The 12858-nt window shown below is 71.3% G+C and carries 12 protein-coding genes; 1 reads left to right on the forward strand and 11 read right to left on the reverse strand.

The features are described 5' to 3' along the window. Positions 1-138: 138 nt before the first annotated feature. The 11 genes from AB0C59_RS04580 to AB0C59_RS04630 all read right to left on the reverse strand — a co-directional run bounded on the left by AB0C59_RS04580 (position 139) and on the right by AB0C59_RS04630 (position 11670). Positions 139-2994 carry a DEAD/DEAH box helicase gene (locus AB0C59_RS04580; protein WP_363000939.1) on the reverse strand — a complete coding sequence of 952 codons (2856 nt, stop codon included), beginning with the start codon at positions 2992-2994 and terminating at the stop codon, positions 139-141. A 107-nt stretch (positions 2995-3101) separates the two neighbouring features. Further along, a complete protein-coding gene (gene tatC / locus AB0C59_RS04585) occupies positions 3102-4046 on the reverse strand; it encodes a twin-arginine translocase subunit TatC (protein ID WP_363000941.1) in 945 nt (314 codons plus the stop codon). A 49-nt stretch (positions 4047-4095) separates the two neighbouring features. After that, a complete protein-coding gene (tatA, locus tag AB0C59_RS04590; RefSeq protein ID WP_363000942.1) occupies positions 4096-4383 on the reverse strand; it encodes a Sec-independent protein translocase subunit TatA in 288 nt (95 codons plus the stop codon). A gap of 243 nt (positions 4384-4626) precedes the next feature. Further along, positions 4627-4821 carry a hypothetical protein gene (locus tag AB0C59_RS04595; protein WP_363000944.1) on the reverse strand — a complete coding sequence of 65 codons (195 nt, stop codon included), beginning with the start codon at positions 4819-4821 and terminating at the stop codon, positions 4627-4629. 27 nt (positions 4822-4848) lie between these two features. Next, a complete protein-coding gene (locus AB0C59_RS04600) occupies positions 4849-5109 on the reverse strand; it encodes a hypothetical protein (protein WP_363001263.1) in 261 nt (86 codons plus the stop codon). A 134-nt stretch (positions 5110-5243) separates the two neighbouring features. Then, positions 5244-6278, reverse strand: a complete 1035-nt coding sequence (locus tag AB0C59_RS04605; protein ID WP_363000946.1) for a WYL domain-containing protein — start codon at positions 6276-6278, stop codon at positions 5244-5246. Between the two features lie 17 nt (positions 6279-6295). Further along, complete coding sequence (locus tag AB0C59_RS04610) at positions 6296-7273, reverse strand: WYL domain-containing protein (RefSeq protein ID WP_363000948.1); 978 nt, start codon at positions 7271-7273, stop codon at positions 6296-6298. A gap of 141 nt (positions 7274-7414) precedes the next feature. Beyond that, a complete protein-coding gene (locus tag AB0C59_RS04615; RefSeq protein ID WP_363000950.1) occupies positions 7415-7786 on the reverse strand; it encodes an FKBP-type peptidyl-prolyl cis-trans isomerase in 372 nt (123 codons plus the stop codon). A gap of 69 nt (positions 7787-7855) precedes the next feature. Further along, on the reverse strand, positions 7856-8881 hold the full coding sequence (locus tag AB0C59_RS04620; protein WP_363000952.1) for an FKBP-type peptidyl-prolyl cis-trans isomerase: 1026 nt from the start codon (positions 8879-8881) through the stop codon (positions 7856-7858). A 158-nt stretch (positions 8882-9039) separates the two neighbouring features. After that, positions 9040-10401 carry a Pup--protein ligase gene (pafA, locus tag AB0C59_RS04625; RefSeq protein WP_363000954.1) on the reverse strand — a complete coding sequence of 454 codons (1362 nt, stop codon included), beginning with the start codon at positions 10399-10401 and terminating at the stop codon, positions 9040-9042. A 9-nt stretch (positions 10402-10410) separates the two neighbouring features. Next, positions 10411-11670, reverse strand: coding sequence for an MFS transporter (locus AB0C59_RS04630; RefSeq protein WP_363000956.1), 1260 nt, complete (start codon positions 11668-11670; stop codon positions 10411-10413). Between the two features lie 141 nt (positions 11671-11811). On the opposite strand from AB0C59_RS04630, the gene AB0C59_RS04635 reads away from it, so the two are divergent. Then, complete coding sequence (locus tag AB0C59_RS04635) at positions 11812-12831, forward strand: LacI family DNA-binding transcriptional regulator (RefSeq protein WP_363000958.1); 1020 nt, start codon at positions 11812-11814, stop codon at positions 12829-12831. Positions 12832-12858: the final 27 nt, after the last annotated feature.

Genomic DNA, 12858 nt, shown 5'->3' on the forward strand with positions numbered 1-12858 from the left:
GGGCCATGATTCGAACACGTACCGTCACATCGCACAGGCGCACGAACGCGAAGAGCGCCCCGCGGTGTCGCGGGGCGCTCGGCCGGGTGCGGGGCGTCGCACCCGAAGGGCTCAGGGACTCAGGGACCCGGGGAAGGGCTACCCCACGGACGAGTACGCCACCACGCCACGCAGCACCCCGTCGACCGCCTTGCGCGCGTTCTTCGCCACGGTCGACCCCTCCCGGGACGGCGCCGCCGCCGCGATCTGCCCGAGGACGTCGATGACCTGCTTGCACCAGCGCACGAAGTCCCCGGCGGGCATCTCGGCCTCGCGCAGCACCTCGTCCAGGCCTTTGCCCTCCGCCCACATGTACGCCGCCCAGGCGAAGCCCAGATCCGGCTCCCGCTGGCCGACGCCCTCGGTCTGGGTGATCCTGAAGTCCTCCTCCAGCGCGTCCAACCGGCCCCAGATGCGCACCATCTCGCCGAGCGCGGCCTTGGCCCGGCCCGAGGGCAGCTTCGGCGCCATCGCGTCGTCACCCGCCCGCGCCTCGTACACCAACGCCGAGACGCAGGCTGCCAGTTCGGCCGGGGACAGCCCCTCCCAGACGCCCTCGCGCAGGCACTCGCCCGCCAGCAGGTCCAGTTCGCCGTACAACCGCGCGAGGCGCTTGCCGTCCTCCGTCACCTCGTCGCCGCGCAGGTAGTCGAGCTCGGTGAGCAGCGCGACGATGCGGTCGAAGGTGCGGGCGATGGTGTTCGTCCGGCCCTCGATACGACGCTCCAGCTGGGAGGTGTCCCGCATGAGCCGGTGGTAGCGCTCGGCCCAGCGGGCGTGGTCCTCGCGGTCGTCGCACCCGTGGCAGGGGTGCGCGCGCAGGGCGGTGCGCAGTCGGGCGATCTCCCGGTCGTCCGCGGCGGCGGCCCGCTTCTTGCGCTGCCGCTCCGGCGGGATGTGGCCGGCCTTGGTGCGCAGGGCGGAGGCGAGGTCGCGCCGGGACTGCGGGGAGCGCGGGTTGAACGACTTCGGGATGCGCATCCGCTCCAGAGGCTCGACGGGCACCGGGAAGTCCATCGCCGCCAGCCGCTTGACCTGCCGTTCGGCGGTGAGGACCAGGGGGCGCGGCCCGTCGTGGTGGTCGAAGCCGCGGTGGCCGTTGGAGCGGCCCGCGGGCAGGCCCGGGTCCAGGACCAGGGCGAGGCCCGCGTACTTGCCGGTGGGGACGTGGATGACGTCGCCGGGCTTGAGCTTCTCCAGGGCCACGGCGGCCTCGGCACGGCGCTGGGAGACGCCCTGCCGGGCCAGTTCCGTCTCACGGTCCTTCAGGTCGCGGCGCAGCCGCGCGTACTCCTGGAAGTCGCCGAGGTGGCAGGTCATGGACTCCCGGTAGCCGTCGAGGCCCTCCTCGTTGCGCTGGACCTGGCGCGAGATGCCGACGACCGACTTGTCCGCCTGGAACTGCGCGAAGGAGGTCTCCAGGAGTTCGCGCGAGCGGTGCCGGCCGAACTGCTCGACCAGGTTGACGGCCATGTTGTACGACGGCTTGAAGCTGGAGCGCAGCGGATAGGTGCGGGTGCCCGCGAGACCGGCGAGATGCTCGGGGCTCATGCCCCGCTGCCACAGCACCACCGCATGGCCCTCGACGTCGATGCCGCGCCGGCCCGCACGACCCGTCAGCTGGGTGTACTCGCCGGGGGTGATGTCGGCGTGCTGCTCGCCGTTCCACTTGACGAGCTTCTCCAGCACCACCGAACGCGCGGGCATGTTGATGCCGAGCGCGAGGGTCTCGGTCGCGAACACGGCCTTGACCAGGCCGCGCACGAACAGCTCCTCCACGACCTCCTTGAAGGTGGGCAGCATGCCCGCGTGGTGGGCGGCGATGCCCCGCTCCAGGCCCTCCAGCCACTCGTAGTAGCCCAGGACGTGCAGGTCCTCGGTCGGGATGGACGCGGTGCGCTCCTCGACCAGGGTGCGCACCTCGTGGCGCGCCTCGTCGTCGTTGAGCCTGAGGCCCGCGTACAGGCACTGCTGGACGGCGGCCTCGCAGGCGGCCCGGCTGAAGATGAAGGTGATCGCGGGCAGCAGTCCCTCGGCGTCCAGCCGCTCGATGACCTCGGGCCTGCCGGGCGTCCACACCCGCGAACGCTGGCGTCGCTCGCGCTCCCGGTCGGCCTCCCGCATCGAGCGCCCACGCCTGCGGTCCGCGTAGGAGGGGCGGCTGGCCTCCATCCGGGCGAGCCGGGTGAGATCGGGGTTGACGGCCTTCTTGTGGCCCTCCCCCTCCTCGAACAGGTCGTACATCCGGCGCCCCGCCAGCACGTGCTGGAACAGCGGGACGGGCCGGTGCTCGGAGACGATCACCTCGGTGTCCCCGCGGACGGTGTCGAGCCAGTCACCGAACTCTTCCGCGTTGGACACGGTGGCGGACAGCGACACGAGCGTCACCGACTCGGGCAGGTGGATGATCACCTCCTCCCACACGGCGCCCCGGAAGCGGTCGGAGAGGTAGTGCACCTCGTCCATGACCACGTATCCGAGGCCGAGGAGGGTCTGGGAGCCCGCGTACAGCATGTTGCGCAGGACCTCGGTCGTCATCACGACGACCGGGGCGTCGGAGTTCACGCTGTTGTCGCCGGTGAGCAGGCCGACCTTGTCCGCGCCGTAGCGGCGGCACAGGTCGGAGTACTTCTGGTTCGACAGCGCCTTGATGGGGGTCGTGTAGAAGCACTTCTTGCCCTGCCCGAGGGCGAGGTGCACGGCGAACTCGCCGACGATCGTCTTGCCGGAGCCGGTGGGCGCGGCCACCAGCACGCCCTTGCCCGCTTCGAGCGCGTGGCAGGCCTCGATCTGGAAGGGGTCGAGGCCGAAGTCGTACATCTCGCGGAAGGACGCGAGGGCGGTGGCCTGCTCGGCAGCGCGCTTGCGTGCTGCCGCGTACCGCTCGGCCGGTGAGAGATCCTCTGTCATCGTGCTTTCGAGCGTACCGGGCCCCACTGACAACAGGACGATCATTATCGGGATCGGGCGGCGCACCGGTGCGCGAACGGCGGCGGGCCCCACCGGTGCGCCCGGTGGGGCCCGTGGATCACGCCGTCAGGGCGCGTTCCGTGTCCGTTCGCTCACGTCACGTCGTCGTATCCGTTGACCCGCTCGCCGGCGCTCTGCCCGGGCAGGGAGCGGCTGGAGGAGACGCCCTCGACGTCGCCGATGTCCTCGGGGGTGAGGTCCAGCTCGGAGGCCTCGTCGTCGGCGGGGCCCTGGACCTCGCGGCGCTTGCGGCGGTGGTCGTTGAGCAGCGAGAAGGCCACGGCCACGAAGTACAGCGCCCAGATCGGGGCGGCCAGCGCCAGCATCGTCATCGGGTCGGCGCTGGGAGTGGCGACGGCCGCGAACGCGGTGATGCCCACGATCATGCCGCGCCACCAGCCGAGCATGCGCCGGCCGGACAGGATGCCCGTGAGGTTGAGCATGACGAGCAGCAGCGGCATCTCGAAGGAGAGGCCGAACACCACCACCATGCGTGTGACCAGGTCGAGCAGGTTGTCCAGCGGCAGCAGGTTCTCCGCGCCGGGCGGCGTCAGGTCGATGAACACCTTCGCCGTCTTGGGCAGCACCTTGAAGGCGATGTAGCCGCCGCCGAGGAAGAGGGGGAAACCGAACCCCACGAACGCGTACGCGTACTTCTTCTCATGGCGGTGCAGGCCCGGCGCGACGAACCCCCACAGCTGGTAGAGCCAGATCGGGGCGGCGAGGACGACACCGGCGGTCAGGGAGACCTTCAGCGCCAGCGTGAAGGGCGTCAGCAGGCCGCTGACGGTGATGTGCGCGCAGTGGACGCTCTTCGACTTCGCCAGTTCCCCGAAGCTCTGCGAACAGCCGACGGCGTCCAGCACCGGCCTGGTGATGAAGTCGATGATGTGCTGGTAGAAGAAGGCGGCGGCGATGGTGACGACGATGATCGCCAGCACACTCTTCGCGAGCCTGTTGCGCAACTCACGAAGGTGCTCCGCGAGCGGCATGCGCCCCTCGGGATCCCTCTCCTGTTTGCGGGCGGGCTTGAGCAACCCACATCCTCATCTCGTGCGGTGGACCGGGGTGCTCCCGGTCCTCACGTCAGCGCTGGCTCGTGGTGTCCGTCGGCTCCGCGACCGGCCGGGAGCTGGTCACGTCGCCGGGAGAGGCCTTAATGGTGCGCTGCGCCTGGCCCTGCTCCTCGGCCGGCTGGGTGGAGGAGGCCGGCTGCTTGCCGTCGTCCTTCATCGCCTTGGCCTCGCTCTTGAGGATCCGCGCGGACTTGCCGAGCGACCGCGCCATGTCCGGGAGCTTCTTGGAGCCGAACACGAGGACGATCACCAGAACCAGGAGCACCAGGTGCCACGGCTCAAGTGCGTTGCGGAACATAGTCTTCACCTTCTCACTGAGGCGGGGCAGCGGGGCAATGTCCGACTGGTCGGACACACGTCCGACCATCGTGCTGCCAGCGATCGTATCGCCCGGGGGTGAACACCAGACCATCCCCGTGCGTACGTGAGCCTGCGGACCGCGCCTCGTTCTCCGGGCCGCGCTCAGAGCGTACCTGTCCGTGACGGGAACAGACAGGGCGAAGCCCCCCATCCCGCCATCCCCGGCCGTGTCCGGCGCGGGTCATGCCCGGTCGGCGGCCCGCGCGGCGCGCACCGTCGCGCGCTCCAGGTCCTCGGCGGCCCGGTCGATGCGGCGGGCGGAGTCCGCGACCTGCCGCCCGAGCCGCCGTGTCTCCACGAACACCCGGACAGCGAGCACACCCAGAACGGCGAGCCCCAGGAACCCCAGGGCGACAGCGAGCATCGGCCAGAACATGACGTCGAGCCTAGTACCCCGGCCGCGTCACGCCGTCGAGTGGAGGCGCAGGGTCCGCACCCCGCCGCCGGTGAGCAGTTCCACGATGCGCTCACCGGCCGGCTTGCGGACCGCCGCGCCGCACTCGGGACAGGTGAAGGAGTAGAAGGTGGTCCTGCTGCTCGCGCCGATCGCGAGCCGCAGCGCGCCCGCCCCCAGCTCGAAGCGCGCCCGGCAGTCGGGGCAGCCCGCCCGGAACACCACGTCGGCCACCCGCCTCATCCCGGCGAACGCCGTGCGCACCGACATCGGCGCGGGTTGGGCCGCTGCCGGACGGGGCGCGGCGAGGGGCGGCTCCGGCCGCTCCGGCGCGCCGTTCGGTGCCGATGTGCTCACAGCGCCTGCTCCTGTCCGTCGAAGCCCGTCCCTGCCGTGCGATGCGATCATGCCCCGTCCGCTCCCCTCGACCGCCCGTCCGCGCCGTCCGGCGCCTCGCGGGGCGCCTCGTAGGCGGCGAGCGCCTCGGTGGCCGCGCCGCGGGCGCTGTCGGCGAGCTCCGCCGGCGACACGATGCGGCCGTCGGCCCCGAGCCGCAGCGCGAGCCGGCGCAGCGACGCCGGATCGGGGGTCCGCAGGGTGATGCGCAGCCCGCCGTCCGCGAGCTCGTCCGCGCTGTCGTGCGGGTAGTACTCGGCGACCCAGCGGCCGCCGGGGCCGACCTCGACCACCACCTCGGGGTCCTCGACCGCGGGCTGCACCAGCGACTCGGACAGATCGCGCAGCTCGACCTCCGGCGGCGCCGACGGCTCGTCGAGGATCCTGATCTCGGCGACCCGGTCGAGCCGGAAGGTGCGGCGCGCCTCCGAGCGGCGGCACCAGGCCTCCACATAGGTGTGCCCCACGCTGACCAGGCGGATCGGGTCGATCTCGCGCTCGGTGACCTCGTCACGGGCCGGCGAGTAGTAGCGGATCCACAGCCGGCGCCGCTCGGAGATGGCCCGGTCGACGTCCGCGAACACACCGCCCTCGGACTCGAAGGTCACCGAGAGCCGCGCACTGGCGCCGGCGGCCTCACCGGCGGCGGTCTCCACCTTGGCGGTGGCTCTCAGCAGCGCCTGGCGGTCGCTCTCGCGCAGCCCCGGCAGGGTGGCGACGGCGCGCGCCGCCACCAGCAGCGCCGTGGCCTCGTCGGCCGCCAGCCGCAGCGGTTCGGCCGCGTCGGCGCCGAGCGCGGCCGGATTGTGCCACCAGATCCGCTCGCCGTCGGTGTCGATGTCCAGCAGATCGCCGCCGCGAAAGCTCGTGCCGCACATGGGCAGCACGTCGAGGTCGGACACCAGCTCGTCCTCGGTGATCCCGAAGGCCCGGGCCACGTCCTCCACGCGGGCACCGGGGCGCTCGCGCAGATAGGTCACCAGGGACAGCATCCGCCGGGTCTGGTCGATGGCGTTCGCCGGCCTCGCCGGTCTGCCTGCCACTGTCGAACCCCTCCCCCTCAGCCCTTGGCCACGGCGCGCAGCCGGTCCACCACGTCCGCGCGCAGCTCGGCGGGCTCCAGGACCACCACGTCGGGCCCGAACTCCACCAGCCACGCGTCCAGGCCGTGCCCGTACGGAATCTCCAACTCGTCCCAGCCGTCACCGAGTTCCCGAACGGTGGTGGCCTTCGCCCGAAGGGGGTAGCCCGAGCCCGTCCGCAGCCGGATCCTGGCGGAGCGGTCGGCGATCTCGCCCGCCCAGCTCGCGACGGTCTCACGGACGGTCACCACGTCGGGGACCTCGGCGGTGAAGCCGCCGACGCGGGAGCGCACCTTGCCGGTGATCCGGGAGAGCCGGAAGACCCGCTCGGCGTTCCGGTCGCGGTCCCAGCCCGCCAGGTACCAGTGTCCGCGCCAGCACTCCAGCGCCCACGGCTCCACGTGCCGGGGCTCGGGGCGGGCCGCGGTGGCCTTGCGGTAGTCGAACACGACGGGGCGGCGGTCGCGGCAGGCCAGCATCAGCGGTTCGAAGGCGGCCTCGTGGACCGGGATGCGCGGCTCCAGCGCGCCGTGGCCGCCGTAGGGGTCCACGTCCTCGGGGAGGCCCGCCGCGCGCAGCTTCTGCAGGGCACCGTTCGCCGCCCCGGCGAGCCGCGCCTGCTGCCACACCTTGGCGGCGAGACCGAGGGCTGCGGCCTCCTCGGCGTCGAGCGTGATGGCCGGGAGGCGGTTGCTGTCGCGCCGGGCGAGATAGCCGACCTCGCCGTCCAGGTTCTCCACGGTCTCGATGACGAGGCCGAGTTCGCGCAGATCGTCCTTGTCGCGCTCGAACATGCGGTTGAAGGAGTCGTCGGATCCGGTCGTGCTCCTGTCCGGTCCGAAGGCCTCGACGTACGCCTCGATGGACTCGCGCAGTTCGCGCTTGCTGAGTGGGCGGCGTGTCCCGAGCAGACACAGCGCCAGGTTCATCAGCCGCTCAGCCTTGGCAATGGCCATCGGCGCCCTTCGTCTTCCCCATGATGCTCACGACGGACGACCGTACCGCCCTGGCCTGCCCCGGCAAAAGCCGAGCCCTCGGGCGGGCGTGGACGTGAGGGCGGCGCGGGGAGCCGTGAGGGGCCCGCGCCGCCCCGCGCGTCAGACTCCGACCAGGTCGCAGACGAAGATCAGCGTCTCGCCCGGCTTGATGCGGCCACCGGCGCCCCGGTCGCCGTAGGCCAGGTGCGGGGGAATGGTCAGCTGGCGGCGGCCGCCGACCTTCATGCCCTGCACACCCTGGTCCCAGCCCGGGATGACCTGGCCCACGCCCAGCTGGAAGCGCAGCGGAGTGCCGCGGTTCCAGGACGCGTCGAACTCCTCACCGCTGGAGAACGCCACACCCACGTAGTGCACGGAGACGGTGTCGCCCGCCTTGGCCTCCGGGCCGTCGCCCTCCCAGATCTCCTTGATCTCAAGGTCGGCCGGGGGCTCGCCGCCCGGGAAGTCGATCTCGGGCTTCTCGATGCTCACGTCAAAAGCTCCTGCTTGTTCAAGTTGGGCCATTACGGCACGACCGACACTCTCACATCCCCGCGACGGTTACATCTTGGCCAGGATGTCGACGGAGAAGACGAGCGTGGAGTTCTTGCTCAGGCCGCTGCCCTGCGGGGGGTTGTCCCCGTACCCCAGCTTCGGCGGGACGACGATGAGCACGCGGCTGCCCACCTTCTTGCCCGTCAGGCCCTGGCCCCAGCCCTTGACGACCTGCTGGAGGGGGAACATGGCGGGCTGGTCACGGCTGTACGAGGAGTCGAACTCCTTGCCGGAGTCCCACAGCACGCCCTTGTACTGCACCAGGACGGTGCTGTCGGCCGCGACCACCGGGCCGTCGCCCTCCAGCACGTAGGTGGCGACCAGACCCGTGGGGGCCTTCGCCTTCGGCACGTCGATGGACGGGGCCTTGCCGTCGGTGTTCGTGCCCACCTTCGGCAGCGACGCGTTGTTCTGCGCCACCGCCTTGCCCTTGGCGGAGCTCTTGCCGTTGAACGTGTTCACCACGTCCACCACGAACACCAGCGTGTCGGTGCCCTTGATGCCCGCCCGGCTGTTGCCCTGCGTGCCGTATCCCCAGGTCGGCGGTACGGCCATCTCGACGCGGCTGCCGGTCTTCTTGCCCGTCAGCGCATACCGCCAGCCGTCGATGACGCTGCCCTGCGCCAGCTGGATCACCAGCGAGGTCTTCCGGTCGAAGGAGTTGTCGAAGACCTTGCCCGTGGACCAGACCTGACCCAGGTAGTTCGCCTCGAGGAAGTCGTTCTCGGCGACGGTCTGCCCGTTGCCCGCGATCACCGTCTTGACCGCCAGGTCCTTCGACGGGGTGCCCGACCCCTTGGCCACGGTCGGCTTCTCGCCGAACTTCGCGCCCGCGGTGATGGCCGGCACGGGACCATCGACGATCTTCGGCGGCGGAGCGGCGGAGGGTGTCGGAGCCGCCGAGGAGGGAGCCTGCGAAGAAGAGGACGGGCTCGCACTCGCCTTGCTGGAGCTGGACTTGTCGTCACCGCACCCGGAGAGGGTGACCAGTCCGGCGGGCACAGCGGCGAGAATGAGGGAACGTCGGCGCACGATGGGGCCTCGTATCGATCGATCTTGAATGTTGGCGTGCGCGCAACTCTACGGCGTGACACGGGCGCCGTACGGCAAACGTACGGCGCCCGCGTTGCGATCCGCTGATATGCCCCGGGCCGACGTCCGAGCCCGGGGCACCGCGCGACCCGCGTATGTCACATTCCGGCGATCAGCTTCTCCACCCGGTCGTCCACCGACCGGAACGGGTCCTTGCACAACACGGTGCGCTGCGCCTGGTCATTGAGCTTGAGGTGCACCCAGTCCACCGTGAAGTCACGGCGCTGCTCCTGAGCACGGCGGATGAAGTCGCCCCGCAGCCGCGCCCGAGTCGTCTGCGGTGGAACCGACTTGCCTTCGAAGATCTTCAAGTCGTTGCAGATCCGGGTGGCTTGGCCCTTCCTCTCCAGCAGGTAGTACAGGCCCCGGCGGCGGTGGATGTCGTGGTAGGCGAGGTCTATCTGCGCGACCCTCGGGTGCGACATCGTCATGTTGTGCTTGGCCCGGTACCGCTCGATGAGCTTGTACTTCATCACCCAGTCGATCTCGGTGCCGATCCGGTCCAGGTCCTCCGACTCGATGGCGTCCAGCGTGCGGCCCCACAGCTCCAGGACCTGCTCCACGGTGCCCGTGCGGATCCCGCGGCGCTCGCAGAAGTCCACGGCCTTCTCGAAGTACTCCCGCTGCACCTCCAGGGCGGAGGCCTCACGGCCGCTGGCCAGCCGCACCTTGCGGCGGCCCGTGACGTCGTGGCTGACCTCGCGGATCGCCCGGATCGGGTTCTCCAGTGTCAGGTCGCGCATCACCGTGCCCGCCTCGATCATGCGCAGCACCAGGTCGGTGGCACCCACCTTGAGCAGCATGGTCGTCTCGGACATGTTCGAATCCCCGACGATCACATGCAGCCGGCGGTACCGCTCGGCGTCCGCGTGCGGCTCGTCACGCGTGTTGATGATGGGGCGCGAACGCGTCGTCGCGGAACTGACGCCCTCCCAGATGTGCTCCGCCCGCTGACTGACGCAGTACACCGCGCCACGCGGCGTCTGGAGCACCTTCCCGGCCCCGCACAGCAGCTGCCGCGTCACCAGGAACGGGATCAGGATGTCCGCGAGCCGGGAGAACTCCCCGTGACGTGCCACCAGATAGTTCTCGTGGCATCCGTAGGAGTTGCCCGCCGAGTCGGTGTTGTTCTTGAAGAGATAGACATCGCCCGCGATTCCCTCCTCATGCAGACGGCGCTCCGCATCCACCAGGAGCCCCTCGAGAATGCGCTCGCCGGCCTTGTCGTGGGTGACCAACTCGGTCACATTGTCACATTCGGGAGTCGCATACTCCGGATGTGATCCCACGTCGAGATACAGGCGGGCACCGTTCCGCAGAAAGACATTGCTGCTGCGGCCCCATGACACGACACGGCGGAAGAGGTACCGCGCCACCTCGTCAGGCGACAGACGGCGCTGTCCCCTGAACGTGCACGTGACGCCGTACTCGTTCTCCAGCCCGAAAATGCGGCGGTCCATGACTGAACATTACGCCCGATCCCCCGACCTGAAACGGGGTTCGGCAGCACGGTTTGGATCATTTTCCGGTGAACCCGCAACCACCGCGCCTCCGACGGGAACCGCGAGAGCCTTCCCCGTCACCAGCAGCACCGCCAGTGACACCGCGCCGGCGGCACCCGGCAGGGCGAAACCCCATGCCGCGCCACCCGCCTCCACCACCGGCCCGGCGAGCCCCGTGCCCACCGACGCCCCCACCGTGAACGTCGTGACCAGCCACGAGAAGGCCTCCGTCACCGTCCCCGACGGCGCGTGCCGGTCCACGATGATGAACGCGCACGCGATGCACGGAGCCAGGAAGACGCCGGCGAGCCCCGTCAGGGCCCCCATCGCGGCCGCCCCGGGCATCAGCGTCAGCGGCACGTAACACACCGCCAGAAGCCCCACCAGCACGCGCAGTCGCCGCTCCGGCGCGCCCGGCCACTCGCGCGCCCCGTACGCCGTGCCACCGGCCAGGGCGCCCAGGCCCAGGGCGGCCATCAGCCACCCGTACACCCCGTCGCCCCCATGGCCGTCCGCGTAGGACACCGCCGCCACCGTGATGGAGCCCAGCGCGATCCCCACGAACAGGAACGCGGCCAGCAACGCCAGCAGCCCCCGCGACCGCAGCGCCCCCAGCCAGTGCGCCTCGCGCGGCGCCGAACGCCACGCCCGCGACGGCTGCGACACCACCACCGAGAGGGCGCCGAGGACACCCAGCACGTTCAGCGCGATCAGCGCCACCCGCGCGGACCACAGCGACGCGCACACGGTCAGCAGCAGCGGCCCGACCGTGAACATCACCTCCTGCGCCACCGCGTCCAGCGCGTACGCGGTCGGCACCTGCTCCGCCCGGCCCAGCACCGTGGGCCACAGGGCGCGCAGGCCGCCCTCCAGCGGCGGCGCGAAGAGCCCCGACACCACCATCGCCGCGTACGCCAGAACGGGTGACCCGATGCCGGCCAGGGCGAACACCGTCATCGCGGCGGCCGACAGCACGGACGCCGGCAGCTGCACCCTCGGCTGCCCCCGCACGTCCACCAGCCGGCCCAGCAGCGGCTGCCCCACGGCGTTCGCCACGCCGTAGGCGCCGGCCAGCGCCCCGGCGAGGCCGTACGAACCGCCCTGGGAGCGCACGAACAGCACGGTGCCGATCGCCGCGACGGCGTTCGGCAGCCGACCCACCAGTGTCCCGACGAGCAGCCGCGACGCGTGCCTCGCCCTGAGGATCTCCAGGTAACCCGCCGCCATGACCGCCCTCACACACCTTCCACCCACGTCGCCCGCCCCGTGTCCCGCGACCGGCGACGAGCGACGTTTTACGTATAACTTCCGCCGTCATACGTACCATGTGCGCTGTCCGCGCGTCCACACGAAAGAGGCACCCCCACCGTGGCCCGAGGCAGTACCCGCCCCACCAGCCGCGACGTCGCCCATGCCGCGGGCGTCTCCCAGGCCGCGGTGTCCCTCGTCCTCGGCGACAAGTGGCGCGGCCGCGTCTCGGAGGCCACCGCCGAACGCGTGCGCCGAGCCGCCCACGACCTCGGCTACCGCCCCAACCTCGCCGCCCGCAACCTCCGCCTCGGGCACACCCGCACCGTCCTCCTCGTCGTCCCCGCCCTCACCACCGAGTTCTTCGCGGGCGTCTACACCGGCGCCGCCCGCGTCGCCGCCCGGCACGAGTTCGGCGTCGTCCTCTACCCCTCCCCCGAAGGGGTCGGCCCCGCCAGGGACCCCTTCCACTCGGCCCGGGCCGCCGTCGACGGCGTCATCGCCTCCTCCATGGCCGCCGACGCCCTCACCGCCATCCGCGGCGACCAGCTCCCGCTCGTCATGCTCGACAGCGACCCCCAGGGCAGCCACGGCGCCACCACCGTCAACCTCGACATCGCCGACGGCGTCCGCCAGGTCACCGACCACCTCCTGGCCCTGGGCCACCGCCACTACCTCCACCTCGGCGCCGACATCCCCTCCTGGACCTTCGAGACCCGGGCGCACGAACTCGCCACCCGCCTCGCCCAGGTCCCCGGCACCACCCTGCGCACCGCCCGCGCCCCCATCTCCATCGACGGCGCCCGCGGTGCCGCCGAGACCGCCCTGGCCGCCCCTGGCCCCCGCCCCACCGCCCTCGTCTGCGACGACGACAAACTCGCCGCCGGCGCCTACAAGGCCGCCCGCCGCCTGGGCCTGCGCATCCCCGACGACCTCTCGGTCACCGGCATCGACGATCTCGCCCTCGCCACCGCGCTCGACCCCGAACTGACCACCGTCCGCCTCGACGCCGAGCTCTTCGGCGAACGCGGCATGGGCGCCCTTCTCACCGTCCTGGACGGCCAGGACCCCCACAAGGACGACATCCCGGTGGAACTGGTGGTACGCGGCTCCACCGCCCCACCGCCGCCCCACCCCTGACCTGTGAAAGCCGTGTGCCCCGGCCGG

The sequence above is a fragment of the Streptomyces sp. NPDC048664 genome (assembly GCF_040650555.1).
Lineage (GTDB): Bacteria > Actinomycetota > Actinomycetes > Streptomycetales > Streptomycetaceae > Streptomyces.

Excerpts from the sequence above, each read along its gene's own strand:
- AB0C59_RS04580 (WP_363000939.1), bottom strand. The coding sequence starts at position 2,994 with ATGATCGTCCTGTTGTCAGTGGGGCCCGGTACGCTCGAAAGCACGATG.
- tatA (WP_363000942.1), bottom strand. The coding sequence starts at position 4,383 with ATGTTCCGCAACGCACTTGAGCCGTGGCACCTGGTGCTCCTGGTTCTG.
- AB0C59_RS04595 (WP_363000944.1), bottom strand. The coding sequence starts at position 4,821 with ATGTTCTGGCCGATGCTCGCTGTCGCCCTGGGGTTCCTGGGGCTCGCC.
- AB0C59_RS04600 (WP_363001263.1), bottom strand. The coding sequence starts at position 5,109 with ATGTCGGTGCGCACGGCGTTCGCCGGGATGAGGCGGGTGGCCGACGTG.
- AB0C59_RS04610 (WP_363000948.1), bottom strand. The coding sequence starts at position 7,273 with ATGGCCATTGCCAAGGCTGAGCGGCTGATGAACCTGGCGCTGTGTCTG.
- pafA (WP_363000954.1), bottom strand. The coding sequence starts at position 10,401 with ATGGACCGCCGCATTTTCGGGCTGGAGAACGAGTACGGCGTCACGTGC.
- AB0C59_RS04630 (WP_363000956.1), bottom strand. The coding sequence starts at position 11,670 with ATGGCGGCGGGTTACCTGGAGATCCTCAGGGCGAGGCACGCGTCGCGG.